This is a genomic window from Rhizobium sp. CFBP 8762 (assembly GCF_014841565.1).
Classification (GTDB): domain Bacteria; phylum Pseudomonadota; class Alphaproteobacteria; order Rhizobiales; family Rhizobiaceae; genus CFBP-8762.
This window is the reverse complement of the sequence record NZ_JACYUD010000004.1, coordinates 21,354-36,402: the sequence shown is the minus strand read 5'-3', so window position 1 is coordinate 36,402 and position 15,049 is coordinate 21,354. Positions and strand designations below refer to the sequence as shown.

At 57.3% G+C, this 15,049-nt stretch carries 13 protein-coding genes; all 13 read left to right on the top strand.

Annotated features, from left to right (window positions below; translation table 11 throughout):
• Positions 1-51: 51 nt before the first annotated feature.
• The 13 genes from IFT84_RS10760 to fhuF all read left to right on the top strand — a co-directional run bounded on the left by IFT84_RS10760 (position 52) and on the right by fhuF (position 15,045).
• Positions 52-849 (top strand): DeoR family transcriptional regulator, encoded by a 798-nt coding sequence (locus tag IFT84_RS10760; protein ID WP_192119217.1) that lies wholly within the window; start codon positions 52-54, stop codon positions 847-849.
• Positions 842-1,798 (top strand): N-acetylglucosamine kinase, encoded by a 957-nt coding sequence (locus IFT84_RS10755; protein ID WP_192119215.1) that lies wholly within the window; start codon positions 842-844, stop codon positions 1,796-1,798. Before IFT84_RS10760 ends, IFT84_RS10755 begins: the two co-directional genes overlap by 8 nt.
• A gap of 32 nt (positions 1,799-1,830) precedes the next feature.
• The gene (locus IFT84_RS10750; protein ID WP_192119213.1) at positions 1,831-3,087 is read left to right on the top strand and encodes an ABC transporter substrate-binding protein; all 1,257 of its coding nucleotides are present in this window, start codon (positions 1,831-1,833) and stop codon (positions 3,085-3,087) included.
• Positions 3,084-4,001: a carbohydrate ABC transporter permease gene (locus tag IFT84_RS10745; RefSeq protein WP_192119211.1), complete on the top strand. Its 918-nt coding sequence runs from the start codon at positions 3,084-3,086 to the stop codon at positions 3,999-4,001. Before IFT84_RS10750 ends, IFT84_RS10745 begins: the two co-directional genes overlap by 4 nt.
• Positions 4,001-4,858 carry a carbohydrate ABC transporter permease gene (locus IFT84_RS10740; RefSeq protein WP_192119209.1) on the top strand — a complete coding sequence of 286 codons (858 nt, stop codon included), beginning with the start codon at positions 4,001-4,003 and terminating at the stop codon, positions 4,856-4,858. Before IFT84_RS10745 ends, IFT84_RS10740 begins: the two co-directional genes overlap by 1 nt.
• An 11-nt stretch (positions 4,859-4,869) precedes the next feature.
• The gene (locus IFT84_RS10735) at positions 4,870-5,823 is read left to right on the top strand and encodes an SIS domain-containing protein (protein WP_192119207.1); all 954 of its coding nucleotides are present in this window, start codon (positions 4,870-4,872) and stop codon (positions 5,821-5,823) included.
• Positions 5,824-5,918: 95 nt separating this feature from the next.
• Positions 5,919-6,983: an ABC transporter ATP-binding protein gene (locus IFT84_RS10730; protein WP_192119205.1), complete on the top strand. Its 1,065-nt coding sequence runs from the start codon at positions 5,919-5,921 to the stop codon at positions 6,981-6,983.
• Positions 6,984-7,269: 286 nt separating this feature from the next.
• Complete coding sequence (locus IFT84_RS10725) at positions 7,270-7,767, top strand: sigma-70 family RNA polymerase sigma factor (protein ID WP_192119203.1); 498 nt, start codon at positions 7,270-7,272, stop codon at positions 7,765-7,767.
• A 110-nt stretch (positions 7,768-7,877) separates the two neighbouring features.
• Positions 7,878-8,810, top strand: a complete 933-nt coding sequence (locus IFT84_RS10720) for a FecR family protein (RefSeq protein WP_342212862.1) — start codon at positions 7,878-7,880, stop codon at positions 8,808-8,810.
• A gap of 212 nt (positions 8,811-9,022) precedes the next feature.
• Positions 9,023-11,455 (top strand): TonB-dependent siderophore receptor, encoded by a 2,433-nt coding sequence (locus tag IFT84_RS10715; protein WP_192119201.1) that lies wholly within the window; start codon positions 9,023-9,025, stop codon positions 11,453-11,455.
• Entirely contained in the window at positions 11,449-12,351 is a 903-nt protein-coding gene (locus IFT84_RS10710; RefSeq protein WP_192119199.1) for an ABC transporter substrate-binding protein, read from the top strand. The genes IFT84_RS10715 and IFT84_RS10710 overlap by 7 nt, the downstream gene beginning before the upstream one ends.
• Positions 12,344-14,329, top strand: coding sequence for a Fe(3+)-hydroxamate ABC transporter permease FhuB (fhuB, locus tag IFT84_RS10705; protein ID WP_192119197.1), 1,986 nt, complete (start codon positions 12,344-12,346; stop codon positions 14,327-14,329). The genes IFT84_RS10710 and fhuB overlap by 8 nt, the downstream gene beginning before the upstream one ends.
• On the top strand, positions 14,326-15,045 hold the full coding sequence (fhuF, locus tag IFT84_RS10700) for a siderophore-iron reductase FhuF (RefSeq protein WP_192119196.1): 720 nt from the start codon (positions 14,326-14,328) through the stop codon (positions 15,043-15,045). Before fhuB ends, fhuF begins: the two co-directional genes overlap by 4 nt.
• Positions 15,046-15,049 lie beyond the last annotated feature (4 nt).

The following is a 15,049-nucleotide window of genomic DNA, read 5'->3' as shown; positions in this document are numbered from 1 at the left end:
TACTGGATGGAAATATGATCGATATTGCAGAATGAGCTGGGGAGCCTTCTTGTGAATCAGGGTGTTGGCGTGAAGGTGGATCGTCTGGATGCCATTCGCAGTCATTTGTACGCCAATGGCTTTTCAACCATTCAAGCGCTGGCCGATGCGGTGGGTGCGTCGCTTGCCACCGTTCGCAGAGACCTGCAAATTCTGGAGCAGGAGGGCGCGATTGATCGTGTGCACGGAGGAGCGCGCATTGCCGAGGGATCCTCGGTCGAGCTTGCGTTTCAGGAGCGTGAGAAACGCCATCTTTCCGCTAAGCGCGCAATCGCCACGGCCGCTTATGAGCTTTTGCATCCACGCAGCGCTGTGTTTCTGGATGCGGGAACAACGGTCCTGCAACTGGCCCGGCTTATCCGCATCAGCCCCATGCCGCTCAGAATATTTACCAACGGCCTGACGGTAGCGCAAGAGTTTCTGAATATAGCAAACCTGGATGTCACGCTCATTGGCGGCCAGTTGCGCAGTGAAAACGCGTCTCTCGTAGGCCCGCAAGCCGAAGCCATGCTGGATTCCATGTGGTTCGATCAGTTGTTTCTGGGTGCCAGCGCCATAAGCCCCGCCGGTGAAATCTACAGCGTGGATAGCGCCGAAGCCAGCCTTAACCGGCGCATGTTGACGCGCTCGGCCAATCGCTTTGTGCTGGCTGACTCATCCAAATTCGGAACAATGGCAACCTATAAGGTCGCGCCACTCAATACGGCTAAGGTCATTACGGATTCGGCATTGTCGCGCCACTGGCGCGATGAACTTGCCGGCTTCAACGTGGAAATGACCATCGCCGAGCTGGGGTCAAGCCATGGGTAATGATCTGATCCTGGGTATTGATGGCGGCGGAAGCAAGGTGCTGGTTGCGCTGGCAGACAGAAGCGGTCGCATTCTGCGCACGTCGCGCGGGGGCGGGGTCAACCCTATGGACAACCCAAACTGGCGGCAGGAGTTGGAGCGCCATATTCTCCCGTTCCAGCAGTTGGGCGGGCTGGTGGCTGTCGGGGCAGCTCTCCCGGCGTTTGGCGAGGTCACACATCTTTCCGCGTTGCAAACAGAGGCCATTGAGAGCGCCTTTCCGAGCGTGCCGCAACGGGTGCTGAACGATGTGGAGGGCGCACACATCGGAGCGTTTGGCGGCAAGCCGGGCATCCTGATCTTATCCGGAACCGGGTCGATGGCGTGGGCAACCGGCAGTGATGGCCGCACGGCCCGCTCTGGCGGATGGGGGGAACGCATCGGCGACGAAGGCAGCAGTCATTGGCTGGGCCAAAAGGCGTTGAACCTGATCAGTCAGAGCCTTGATGGACGCGCACCTGCAACGGCACTGGCCGATGCTGTGTTCGATCACCTTGGCATCGAGCGCGCAAATCCCATGGACGGACTTGGCAACTGGGCCTCGACCCTGAAGAACCCGCGCGCGCAGATCGCAGCGCTGTCCATTCTTGTGGACAGGGTTGCTGCACAAGGTGACGCGGGCGCAATCGAATTGATTGAGCAGGCGGCCAATGAGCTTGCCAAGCATTATCAGGCCGTCAAGGGAGCGCTGGGTCAGACCGTGGACTGGACCTATGCGGGCGGCACATTTACCAGCCAAATTCTGCTGAAAACGCTGGAACACAAGATCGGCGCGGCTGCGGTCGCACCGAAACTTCCACCCATTGGCGGCGCGCTTATGGCGGCTGCCCAACGTCTCGGCTGGCTGCTGGATGAAAGCTGGTTCGAGCAAATCGCGTCCACCGCCGAGGGGGTTGGCGTTACCGAGTAAACTGCGCATCAAGAACAAACAAGGACGGGAACATGCATAAGTTTATTTTGCCACTACTTGCTTCCGCAGCTTTGGCCATTGCCATGCCTGCTTTTGCCGACGAATCCAAGCCGCTGGCTGGCCAGTCGATTACCGTGCTGATGCCATCGCCACAGGGGTCTGATATTGCCGCAGATTTTGAGGCGGAAACGGGCATTCACGTCGATTTGCAAACGCTGTCCTGGGACGATATCCGCCCCAAGCTTGTCACCGCTCTCGTGGCTGGCACCGCGCCAGCCGATGTGACGGAACTGGATTGGTCATGGACTGGCCAGTTCAACGCTGCCGGCTGGTTTTTGCCGCTGAATGATGTGATCGACGCCGATACGATCAGCGACATTGCCGTTGCCAAGATCTTTACCGTTGATGGAACTCTGCTCGGAATTCCCTACACCAACGACTTCCGGGTGATGTTGATCAACAAAAAGCATTTTGCTGATGCGGGCATTACCGAAGCGCCAAAAACACTGGATGCGCTGGTGACGGCGGCCAAGACAATCAAGCAAAAGGGAATCGTCGAGTACCCGATTGGCCTGCCGCTGTCGGCAACGGAAGGCGCGTCCACAAGCTGGTACCTGCTGACAAAGGCTTTTGGCGGAGAGCTGTTCGACAAGGATTTCAACCCGCTGTTCACGTCGCCGGATTCTGCTGGCTACAAGGCGCTCGCTTTCGAACTAATGCTGCTAAAGGAAGGTTTGGTCGATCCGGCCTCCACCGGGCTGAAAGATACCCAGATCAACGAAAGCATGTTTGCCCAAGGCATTACCAGCATCATGATTTCCGGCGAGCCGGGCCGTCTTGGTCAGATGAACGACCCGAAACAATCGAAGGTCGCAGGGCAGGCGGAAGCGATTCTTGTGCCGACGCTCAGTGGCGAAACACGTAGCTTCGGTCTGCCGGAAGCCCTGGCCATTCCCAAGGTTTCGCAAAATCAGGAGGCGGCGATTGCCTTCGTCAAATGGTTTACGAGCAAGGACCATCAAAAGAAAAACGCGGTAAACGGCTTTCTGCCGACCCGTACCTCTGCACTGTCAGAGCTGAACGAGACCGGAAAGCTCAACAGCGGCGATGCGCTGGTTGCGCAATCCAAGACGGTTGAAGCGCTCTTTCCACAGGGTACGCCGCCCTGGTATCCGCAGTTTTCCAGTGGCGTCAACACAGCGATCAACAGCGCGGCCAAGGGCCAGTTGACTGTGGACGAGGCCATGGCAGCCATTGCCGCAGCCGCTGAACAGGCCAAGTCGCAATGACGGTGTCAGCGCCCGACGCTGCCGCAATCAGAGGGAGCAGGGGCTTCGGCCCCGATGCCGTGCTTGGTGCGCTTCTGGTGTCGCCGATTGTCCTGACGATGGCGGCACTGGTTTTCTACCCGATGAGTAGAACCGTGTGGGACAGTTTGCACAGGGTTAACCCCATGCAGGCGGGCAGGCCGTTTGTCGGTCTGGAAAACTACAGCCGGATGCTGTCCGATGCGCAACTGGGTACAACATGGATCAACACGCTGATCTATGTGGTTCTGGCTGTTGTCTTTGGAACCGTATTTGGCGTTCTTGCTGCTGCCTTGATCAACCAGATCAAGGTGGGGCGGCAATGGGTGCTGGCGGCGGTCATCCTTCCCTGGGCGCTGCCCGGCGTCGTCAACTCCGTGATCTGGTTGTGGATCTACCAGCCGGGCGCGGGTCTTCTCAATGGTATCCTGTCTGCATTCGGCCTGCCGTTTGAAAACCACGTCTGGTTCAATGATCGCACGAGCGCCATTATCGCGGTCACGGTTGTGCATGTCTGGCGCATGATGCCCTTGACCATCGTCATTGTTCTGGCGGCCATGCAAAGCATACCGGCGCATCTCTATGAAGCGGCCCGCATTGACGGTGCAACCCGCATTCAAATGTTCGGCCTTGTCACCCTTCCGCTGGTGCGCAGTGCCATCGCCGTTGCCATGACCAATGCGACGGTCAACGCGTTCAATCTGTTTGACGAAGCATGGGTCTTGGCAGGCTCCAGTCTGGAGACACGTCCGGTGCTGGTGCAAATCTACCTCGAAACCTTCCAGAACCTTCGCTTCTCCTATGGCATGGCACTGTCGGTGGTTATCACGCTGGTGTCCCTGTTGATCTCGCTGGTTTACGTCCTGCGCGTTTATCGCAACACACGGTTTGACTGATGAAACCCACATACCTTTACCGTCTTATGATTTGGGTCGGCATTGCCGTGCTGTTGATATGGTCTCTGGGGCCGATCTACTGGACGATTGCCAGTTCCTTCACACCGACCGACGATTTCTCGGTTCGCCCTATTCATTTCTTTCCCCAGCATCTGACGTTCGATCACTACGCACGGCTGCTTGGCATCAACATTGCAAGGATCGGCGGGGTTGAGGTTTTCAAACAATTCCGCGCGGCGCTGGTCAACAGCGTGGTCACGTCGGTCGCCGCCACGTTCCTGTGTGTTGCCATTTCGGCGCTCGGAGCCTACGCGTTCACCCGGCTTGAGTTTCCCGGTCGCAAAGTGCTGTTTGTCCTGGTTGTCGCCACACTGGCTATTCCGGCTTATGCCGTGCTGATCCCACTCTATCAGATCATGATCAACCTTCACCTCGTCGATACCTATGTCGGGGTGGCGCTTATCTACGTTTCGGCGTTTTTGCCGCTGTCGCTTTGGTTGCTGCGCAGTGTGTTTGAAGCCTTGCCGATAGCACTTGAAGAAGCCGCCCAACTTGACGGCGCAGGTCGGCTTTACATTTTCTTCAACATCGTGCTTCAACTGGCCGGACCCGGATTGACGGCGGCAGCTATTCTGACCTTTCTGGGTGCCTGGGGCCAATATCTCGTTCCGCTGATCTTTTCACCGCAGGCAACCAAGCCCCTGACGGTCCTTATCCCGGAATTCGTAACCAAAAACTTCGTCGATTACGGCTTGATCACCGCCAGCGGTTCCATCGCGATCATTATCCCCGCACTCGTCGTCATTTTCCTCAACCGGTATCTCGTCAGCGGCCTGCTGGCTGGTTCGGTCAAATAATTGGAGACTTCATGAATACGACCGAAAAGGTTATTTTCGAGCAATTTCCCTATTGGGAAAAAGCCATCGGCAGCAATCCGGCTGTAGACGATGCAGCCCTGCTGGTGTTTGTCGGGTGCGGTACGTCCTACAATCTGGCCCTGTCGCTTGCAGCCTATGCCAACATGGCCGGACGCAAGGCCATCGCTGTGCCCGGTGCCGAATGGCAGAACCGGCCGCAGGCTTTCTCACCGGATTGGAAAACCGCCCATGTGTTTGCCCTGTCACGCAGTGGTGAAACCTCCGAAACCGTTGCAGCCGCCAAGGCAAGCCGCGCCGCCGGGGCGCACGTGACCGCCATAACCGTGGAGCCGGAGAGTGCACTTGCCAAGAATTGCGATCGGCTGATTACCGCTGAAACCCATAGGGATGAAGGCATTGTCATGACGGTTTCGGCCAGTCTGATTGTGCTGTTGGGCCTTCAGGCCATTGGCCGGGACATTCCGGCGTCGGCTATTGCCACCGCGCGCCATATGATGGAAACCCTTGATGCAGCGCTTCCCGAAATCATCGCCGAGCGCTCCCACTTCGTTTTTCTGGGCGGTGGACCGTTGTTCGGAATTGCATTGGAGGGTGCGCTGAAACTGATGGAAATGAGTCAGATCATCACTCAGGCGTTCCATCCGCTGGAGTATCGGCACGGGCCAATCAGCCTCGTGGATGAGCAGACAGCTGTGATCATGCTGTATTCATCGGATCAAAAACCCGCTGAAACGACGCTGGTTGATGAGTTGAAAGCAAAAGGCGCGGTCGTCATCGGGATCGGTGGGCCGGGGGATGCGGAGGTTTCCGCCGAATTTGATCTTTCGCTTGCGGGTCTTGTGGTTCTGCCGGCTTTGCAGCTTCTGGGAGAGCGCGCCGCCCAGTTGCGCGGCATCGATACGGTTACGCCCCGCCATCTGACGAAGGTTGTGAAGCTGGCCTGATGCCAGTGCTTCGTAACGGTGGAGCGAAGTCCGCCGTCATCGCACCACTACGGCAAGCCCGTAGAACAAACGTTATTTTACAGCCGGAGACAATTATGGCATCAGTCAGCGTAACCAATGCCCGCAAGAGCTATGGCAACTTCGAAGTTTTGCATGGCGTTGACATCGACATACAGGACGGCGAATTTGTCATCCTTGTCGGTCCCTCCGGCTGTGGTAAATCAACGCTCTTGCGCATGATCGCTGGTCTGGAAGATATTTCCGCAGGCGGAATTTCGATTGGTAGCAGGCTCGTGAACAACGTTCCGCCAAAAGAGCGCGACATTGCGATGGTGTTCCAGTCCTACGCGCTCTATCCGCACCTGACCGTTGAAGCGAATATGGGGTTTTCACTCAAGCTGGCTAAAGCGTCAAAGGAGGAGATCACCCGCCGTGTACGCGAAGCCGCCCAAATTCTGGGGCTGGAGCATCTGCTGCAACGCTATCCCCGCAACCTGTCTGGCGGGCAGCGCCAGCGTGTCGCGATGGGACGTGCAATCGTCAGAAACCCGCAGGTCTTTCTGTTCGATGAGCCCCTGTCCAATCTGGATGCACAGTTGCGCGTGCAGATGCGCTCCGAAATCAAACAGCTTCATCAGCGTTTGAAAACGACGACCATCTACGTAACCCATGATCAGGTCGAGGCCATGACCATGGCCGATAAGATCGTTGTGATGCGGGATGGGTTTGTCGAACAGATCGGTGCTCCACTCGATCTTTATGACCGCCCTGCGAACCTGTTTGTCGCGAGCTTCATTGGGTCGCCGGGTATGAATCTTATCCGGGGAGAAATTTGCACAACGGGACCACTGACGTTTATTGCCGAAGGTGGTTTCGAATTACCGTTGCCGCCTGAGGCAACAGTTACCCATGGCGCGAAGGTGGTGTATGGAATTCGACCTGAACACATTACAATCGGGCAGGGAAGCGTCTCAACGCAAGTTGTGCTGATTGAGCCGACCGGTGCTGAAACTCAAGTGACAACCAAGGTCGGCCCACAGCAACTGATCGTCACCGTCAGGGATCGTGTGGATATCCATAGCGGTGATCCTATTGCGATAGCGCCTGATGTGTCCAAATTGCATCTCTTCGATAAAGCTACGGGAAAGCGATTGACGTGAATTCGGAAAGGAAGCGGCGCTTGCGAAGCAATCTTAGCCCCTTAATTTCAACGTTGCCCCGGCAGACGCCGTGCTGAAAACGGCTGACGTAGTGGCTCGTACCCAGTCTGCTTTCACAAGCTGGAAGGGAATTCCGCGACGCCATAAGATGATTGGAACTCTCCACTATTGATTCTTCCCCGGCTCGTCGCTATGCAGGTCTCAACGAACTCAGGATGCTGATCCAGTCACCGGATAGCGATCATATCGGCCGGGGCCGCGACCAATGCCAAGCCACGATAACAAAATGGCAGCAATTTTCATGCGTGAACGCGCAGGAATATCCCGCTATTTGTCCAGATGCGCCGGATCCGCTGAAGATGGTGAGGATCTGGCGCAGGAAGCGTGGATCCGCTTTTCCCAGAGCAAAGCGATGACGCTTGTGGCTCCCATCCCCTACCTCCGTCGTCTGGTCAGAAATCTTGCAATCGACCATGGCCGATCAGCTCAGCGCCGCCGCCTTCATTCCCATGAGGTCGACGATATCATGAATGTCGAGGATAACCGGCCCGGTCCCGAAGCGGTCCTGATATCTCGCGACACACTGTCGAGATTGTACAAAATCATGGACGAGCTGCCTGCAAGGCGGCGAGCAATCCTTTTTGCGGTGCGCGTCGAGGGTAAGCCACATCGGCAAATTGCAGCGGTCCATGGCGTGTCGACACGAACCATCGAACTGGAAATTCGAGCAGCGATCGAGTATTGCTTCGCACGCCTCGACGAACATGACACTCCCGAAAAATAATCTTGCGGTAGGTTTCGGCACGCCGACTGCCAATCGTTCTATCACTAGGACATAACAACGTCGCAGACTGATATCCTGATCGATTTTAACCTATGCCAATGGACGACGAAGTGAAACGCGGTTCAAACCTCACGCAGGAGGCGGCCGAATGGATTGCGATCCTGACGTCCGGCGACGCCACGACGGATGACGCGGAGCGTCTGCGGGCATGGCGTAGCATGAGCCCCGGCCACGAGCAGGCCTTCGCCGAGGCAGCGCGGCTCTGGAAAACGATGGGACCGGCGCTTACGCAAAAAAATCCAGAACGTACCGGCCTGTCCCGCCGTGTGTTTATCGGTGGAGGCGCCATCGCTGCGTCCGCCGTGGGAACAGCGTTCGTGGGATCATTCCTTGGGATAACGCCATCCTACTCGGCACTTGCAGCCGATTTTGCAACCGCACGCGGCGAACAGAAGACTGTCGTTCTCGCCGATGGGTCGACCGTTGACATGGACGGCGGATCAATCCTGTCATGGGACTTCACCTCGCATATGCGAGCATTGACCCTCAGTGATGGAGCCGCAGTCTTTCATGTGAAAGCCGATACCCAGCGCCCGTTTCGGCTCACGGCCCGGAGCGGCATCACGACCGCACAGGCTGCGAGTTTTGCTGTAGAACATGGCTCCGAGGAGGTGTCTGTCGAATGCCTGTCGGGGCAGATCGAAGTCGAATGCCGTGGAAAGATGCTGCTGGAGGCTGGTCAGTCAGTGCGCTATCTGGAAACGGGCCTTGGTGATATGGATCAGGACGAGCCGCAGAACATGGCCCCGTGGAGACGCGGGCTGCTGGTGTTTCGGAACAAGCCCCTTGCCAGTGTCGTGATGGACATCAATCGCCATCGTCGTGGCAATGTCGTTATCGCCAGCAGTACGCTCGGACAACGACGCGTTTCCGGGGTCTTTCACCTGTCCAGGCCCAACGAGATCATAGATCAGTTGGAGGCGACACTCAACGTGTCGGCAACGCGCTTGCCCGCAGGCATTGTCATTTTGCGTTTCCATTGAAATCAGAACGGCGCTCTACCTCATATATCTAAAGTATACCGTGTCGCCCCTTGTTTCACTGGAAACGCTTTGGCGCCAACGACCATTTCCACCGGTCAGCAAAATTTCTCGAAAAAATCACAAAAGCGATTTCGGCTTCGGCACGGCAATTCGTTCTTGTCTTTAGTGGTATCGGCAAAACCGTGCCATGGGGAGCATATTTGGGGACTATGATGAACAAGCAGACAAGCGGTGCGGCGAATAAGCAGCGGTTCCACCTTTCAAGCGTCAGTACGGCGGTTGCCTTAACCATCACAACATCGTTGATGGCCGCAGGGCCAAGCCGGTCTCAGCAGCAGGTGCAACAGTTCTCCGTGCCTGCCGGTGCACTTGACACTGCTCTGTCCAGGTTCGGTATCACGAGCGGTGTTCAGGTTCTTTATGATGCCGGGGTGACGCGGGGACGCACGTCACCTGGCGCGAATGGGGCGCGCTCGACGGAAGCCGCCATCAGACAGATTCTTGAAGGCACCGGCCTTTCTTATTATTTCACCAGTCCGACCTCCGTTACCATAGCAAGCGCTACAGCAGGTGAAACCGGGGCTGCATCTTCCGGCGGTTCCAGTGTGCTGGCGCCCATTGTCGTTCAGGGACAAAACGCATTTGGCCCGGTCGAGGGCTATCTCGCCTCCAGCAACTCGTCAGCCACCAAAACTGACACGCCACTCATCGAAACACCGCAATCTGTGACAGTTGTTACGGCAGACCAGATCAGCAATCAAAAAGCGACCTCGGTCGCCGACACACTCAGCTATACACCCGGAGTGACGACGCAGTCTGGCACCTTCAGCCGTATCGTCGATGATTTCACCATCCGTGGCTTCAATGTCGCTAACGGCAATACCGGTACGCTGCGCGACGGCATGAAATTTCAGTCCAATGTCTATGATGGTGGACAGGAGCCCTATGGCCTGGAGCGGGTAGAGGTACTCAGGGGCGCATCCTCCGTGCTCTATGGGCAACTGGCGCCGGGTGGCGTCGTCAACGGCGTCTCGAAACGCCCGACCGATACCGAGCTTCGTGAACTTAATGTTGACTATGGCAGCAACAACCGCAAGCAGATTTCCGGTGACTTCGGCGGACCTTTGACCGATGACGGCGTGCTGACATACCGCCTGACTGGCCTTTTGCGCAATGCCGACAACTGGGTCGACAACACACCTGACAACAAGACATATATCGCACCGGCCCTGACCTGGAAGCCGGATGAAGCGACCTCATTGACCGTATTGTCCAGCTATCAGCATATCCATACCCGGTTTGCCACGCCGCTCCTGTACCCGGATGTGATTTCAGGACATATCCCAAGGGATGCGTTTCTCGGCATCGACAGTTTCGATAAATACAATATCGATATGTACTCGATCGGGACGATCTTCGAACACGAGTTCGACAACGGCGTGAAGTTTTCAAACAGCAACCGGTATTTCCGATCTGACCTCGAATGGAACTACATGATGGGAAACATCGCGCCTTTGTCGAGCACAGGCGGCAGGCTTGCTCGTCTGGGTAGCGCGCGTAACGAGTCCTCTTATGGTGTCACATCGGACAGTTCCCTCAAATATTCCTTTGATGCACTGGGTGCCGAACACACCGTCCTTGGCGGATTTGATTACTACCGCCGCTCTTACGATTCCCATCGTTTCCGCGGGACGGCGCCGAGCCTGCTGAACCTCGGTACCGGCACTTATACCGGGTCGCCGGCCATAAACTACAATGTGGATCGCGGTGCTGACGCACTTGGAGATCAGTATGGCATCTACTTGCAGGATCAGATCAAGTTCGACGATCACTGGGTCATGCTTCTGGGCGGTCGGCACGACTGGGCCGATAGCTCGTCGAAAAGTTATCAAACCGGTGTCGTGACGCAACAGAGGGATACTGCGTTGACCGGACGCGTTGGCCTTGTCTATCTGTTCGACAATGGATTTGCGCCATATCTCAGCGCCAGCCAGTCTTTCCTGCCGCAGGCAGGTGTTGATTATGTTACGAAGGCCGCGTTGAAACCCAATGAGGGCGTGCAGTACGAAGCGGGTCTGCGCTACCAGCCACTCGGCAGCAACATGCTGTTCAGCGCTGCCGTCTATGATCTGACCCAGACCAATGTCGTCACGTATGATTCTGCCGGACTTTCCTATCAGCAGGGAAAAGTGAAATCGCGCGGCCTCGAGCTTGAAGCACGCGGCGAATTCGGCAATCTCGGTCTGGTCGCAGCTTATGCCTACACGGATGCAAAAATTACCGAAAGCGCAAAGGCAGCGGAAATCGGTGAGCAGGTTTCTCTGGTGCCTCGGCACAATGTTTCTCTGTGGGCCGATTATGCTCTGGATGATGTCGGCCTGGAAGGCGTGAAGATCGGCGGTGGTGTCCGCTATGTCGGCGAAACCAATCTGACCGACAACAGCAGCAACGTTCCGGGCTACGTGCTCGTCGACGCGATGGCGAGTTTCGACCTGGGCAAGTTCAAAAACGAACTTGATGGCGCAACGCTCAAACTGAATGCGCGCAACCTGTTCGACAAGCAGTTCTATACCTGCGTATCGTCGGATGGATGCCGTTACGGCGAGCCGCTGACCGTGGCTGCGACGCTCTCCTACACATGGTAGGAACGCAACTTCTCGACAGGCGAAAGTTCATCGGGGCGGCTTTGGCCGCCCCCGTTCTGCTTGCGTGGCCCGGTATTGCCCAGGCGGCGACACCGCAGCGTATCGTGAGCATGGATCTGCTATTGACCGAACTGCTCCTGACTCTCGGTATTCAACCCGTCGCCATTGCCAACATACCCCTGTACCGGCGGCTGGTGGCCGAACCGGTGCTGTCAGACAAGGTCGCCGATATCGGGCCATTGAATGAGCCCAGCCTCGAATATCTTCAAATCCTGAAGCCGGACCTGTTATTGATGGCCGACTGGCAAACCAGCGGTCTCGACAATTTGAATGGGATTACCGACGTGCTGCCGCTCGCCGTCTTTCCGAAAAACATGCCCGCAGTCGCCTTCGTCCAGTCCTTGCTGCGGCAGCTTGCAGATCTGCTAGGCAGGCAAAAAAATGCAGAAACCGCGATAGCGGCCTGCGAGCAGGCAATTGCAAATGCCCGTGAAACTTTGAGCGGCCTGCGCCGTCCTGTCTATGTATGTCGGTTCACGCGCGACGGCCGCAACGCCGCAGTGTTTGGCGGCAACGGCATGATCGGCAATACCCTCGCGCGTCTCGGTCTGCGCAACGCGTTTACCGGTCGTGTTAACGGATCGGGTGTGGCCTCGGTATCGCTGAGACGTCTGGCGGACGTGCCCGATGCCATCATCATTCATTTCGATCGTGGAACAGAGACCGACCGCGCCCTGGAACGTCTGGCGGACAGCCCGCTCTGGAATGCCTTCCCAGCCGTGCGTGAGGGTCGGGTCGTCAGGATGCCGGTCATCTACCCCAATGGCGGAGTGCGCTCGGTCGAACGATTGGCAACGCAGCTGGCAAGCGGTCTTGCGCGGGTGAAGAATGTCTGATGCAGGACCTGGCGGCCCGGCCGGAAACCGGGCTCTGCTGCTTGCAGTTTTGCTCATCGCCGCGGGATGCGCGCTGTTTGTACTCAATCTGCGATTTGCGAACGTGTCCCCAACGGACTGGAAGGTTTTGTTAGATCCGGATGCGATGAATATCGATGAGGTTGCCGTTCATTTCAGCCTGATGCCGCGGTTTGTCGTCGCAGTCCTCAGCGGATCGATACTGGGCCTCAGCAGCACGATCCTGCAGCAGGTGATGCGCAACCCATTGGCCGAACCCGGCACGCTTGGCATTTTTTCTGGAGCACGCGCGGGCGTCGCAGTTGCCATGCTTTGGCTACCTGCATCGCTGGTATTTGGCTTTACATTGCCCGCCCTTCTCGGTGGCGCATTGGCCATTGCGCTTGTCCTTGCCCTGTCGGCGCGCCGCAGTTTCTCGCCGTTGTATCTCGTCCTCAACGGACTGGTGCTGTCGCTGTGCCTGGATGCGCTGACGACCATGTTGATTCTGGCCCATTTCGAGGAGCTTGGCGAACTTCTCGCCTGGCAGGCCGGATCTTTGGCGCAGGACAATTGGCACATCGCTCTTATGCTGCTGCCATGTCTGATCGCTGCCTGGGTATCGGCTTTCTGGCTGTGCCGGGGTTTGACGCTGCTTGGGCTCGAGGAAGGTTCTGCCCGTGGGCTGGGGATTTCGCCTGCCCGTCTGCGAGCGTTCGCTCTGCTTGTTGCGGTGGTTCCAGCCGTGTTCGTCGTAGCTGAGCTCGGTGTGGTCGGCTTTGTTGGTCTGGCAGGCGCCGGACTGTCGCAGGCATGTGGCGCGCGACGGTTCAAGGATCGCCTCCTGTCGGCACCCTTGATTTCGGCAGGTCTGCTGCTGGTCACCGATCAGGCCCTGCAGGCATTCGGCCGGGTCATAGAAATCCCGGCTGGCGCGGTAACCGCGATCCTCGGCGCACCTATGTTGATATGGCTGCTCAATCGGATGAGAAGCACGCCAGCCGGACACCGGCAGCCGCACCTTCTGGTGCCGTTGCGCAGTCCTCGAACCGGTTTGCTGGCTGTAACATGTGCACTCGCCATCGTTTCGCTGGCCGCCATCAGCATCGGCAGGCTTCCTGACGGCTGGCACATTGCAACCGGCACAAATTGGGTAGAGCTTTTGCAATGGCGACTCGCACGCACGGCTGCGGCCGCCAGCGCTGGCGCGATGTTGGCGATGGCAGGTTGCCTCATGCAGCGGATGACCGGAAACCCGCTTGCCAGTCCAGAGCTTTTGGGCGTTTCATCCGGCGCTGCGTTGCTGATGATCCCCGTCGTCTTTCTGCTGCCGCCCCTCGGGCGTACCCAGACCATGCTTCTCGCGACGCTGGGCTGTCTATTGTTCCTTGCCTTCACCATACGAATGGCAAGGCGCTCGGCCTTCATGACGGAAAAACTGCTGCTGAATGGCGTGGCCGTTACGGCATTGGCCGGCTCGGTCATCTCGATCTCGGTACTGTTCGGCGACATCCGCGTTACGCGAGTGCTGGGCTGGATGTCTGGATCGACCTATTCGGTGCGAGACAAAGACGCTGTCGTCGCCATTGGGGCGCTTCTTGTGTTTCTGACACTCCTGCCTTCGACGCGTCGATGGCTGGCGATCGTTCCGCTCGGCGCTTCGGCTGCCATTTCGGTCGGGGTGCCGCCCGCAAAGGCGCGTTTGACAATGCTGATTATGACCGCCGGGCTGACGGGGACAGCAACAATGATCGTCGGGCCTTTAAGCTTTGCAGGGCTGATTGCACCGCACCTTGCCCGCCTGCTCGGCTTGCGAAAACCGGTTACGCAGTTGGCCGGAGCGGCGTTGATAGGCGCAACGCTCCTTATTCTTTCCGACTGGATCGGACGCAACATTGCATTTCCCTGGGAGGTGCCGGCCGGGCTTGTATCGATGATCATTGGTGCAGGCTTCTACGGATTGCTCATGGTGCGGCGATGATCCCGGAACTGGCAGGATTATTCTACGGGGATCTTGCCCCTATGGGTGCCGCGCTCGTCGTCAACGACTATACACGCAGTTTCGAGCCAGTTTCCGACTTAACGCAACCTGATCGTCTGTCTACAATCCTCAACCGCTTTTCCACCTGTTATCAACAGCCGGAACCACGGGCGGTTGCTTCGCAATGGTCTAAAATCTATTTTTCAAAACTGATCATTCCCTCGGTCGCAGCCTCGCTGATGCTCGACTGGCGGCTGCCGCTTGATCTCCATGACACCGGTATCATACTCGACGAGCTTGGTCGTCCAGAAGCCTTTCGCCTGGCGCATTCCGGGTATGCGAGCCCTTCTCAAACCACAGAAGAGCGCTTTTCCTGTGTGATCGACGCCCACATCGCCCCGGTTACTGACGCTATCGCCCGTGTTTCAGGGCTTTCACGCAAAGTTCTCTGGAGCAATGCAGGCAATATCGTCGAGAACGTTGTCAGCTTTTGCGAGACGTCTGCCCCTGCAAAAAACAGCGTGGAGCAAGCACGGAAGTTCCTGGGAACTCGCCAGCTTTCCAATGGTGAGACGAACCGTTTATTTGAGCCAGTTCGTTACCCTGAAATGAATGGGGCGCGGGTCAGGAAACGACGGGTCTGTTGCATCCGTTATCTCATCCCATCCCTGGGCTACTGCAAGACATGCCCGCGTCTCAAAGACCGATTGACTTGACCGA

Excerpts from the sequence above, each read along its gene's own strand:
- IFT84_RS10755 (WP_192119215.1), top strand. The coding sequence starts at position 842 with ATGGGTAATGATCTGATCCTGGGTATTGATGGCGGCGGAAGCAAGGTG.
- IFT84_RS10750 (WP_192119213.1), top strand. The coding sequence starts at position 1,831 with ATGCATAAGTTTATTTTGCCACTACTTGCTTCCGCAGCTTTGGCCATT.
- IFT84_RS10745 (WP_192119211.1), top strand. The coding sequence starts at position 3,084 with ATGACGGTGTCAGCGCCCGACGCTGCCGCAATCAGAGGGAGCAGGGGC.
- IFT84_RS10740 (WP_192119209.1), top strand. The coding sequence starts at position 4,001 with ATGAAACCCACATACCTTTACCGTCTTATGATTTGGGTCGGCATTGCC.
- IFT84_RS10735 (WP_192119207.1), top strand. The coding sequence starts at position 4,870 with ATGAATACGACCGAAAAGGTTATTTTCGAGCAATTTCCCTATTGGGAA.
- IFT84_RS10730 (WP_192119205.1), top strand. The coding sequence starts at position 5,919 with ATGGCATCAGTCAGCGTAACCAATGCCCGCAAGAGCTATGGCAACTTC.
- IFT84_RS10725 (WP_192119203.1), top strand. The coding sequence starts at position 7,270 with ATGGCAGCAATTTTCATGCGTGAACGCGCAGGAATATCCCGCTATTTG.
- IFT84_RS10715 (WP_192119201.1), top strand. The coding sequence starts at position 9,023 with ATGAACAAGCAGACAAGCGGTGCGGCGAATAAGCAGCGGTTCCACCTT.
- IFT84_RS10710 (WP_192119199.1), top strand. The coding sequence starts at position 11,449 with ATGGTAGGAACGCAACTTCTCGACAGGCGAAAGTTCATCGGGGCGGCT.
- fhuB (WP_192119197.1), top strand. The coding sequence starts at position 12,344 with ATGTCTGATGCAGGACCTGGCGGCCCGGCCGGAAACCGGGCTCTGCTG.
- fhuF (WP_192119196.1), top strand. The coding sequence starts at position 14,326 with ATGATCCCGGAACTGGCAGGATTATTCTACGGGGATCTTGCCCCTATG.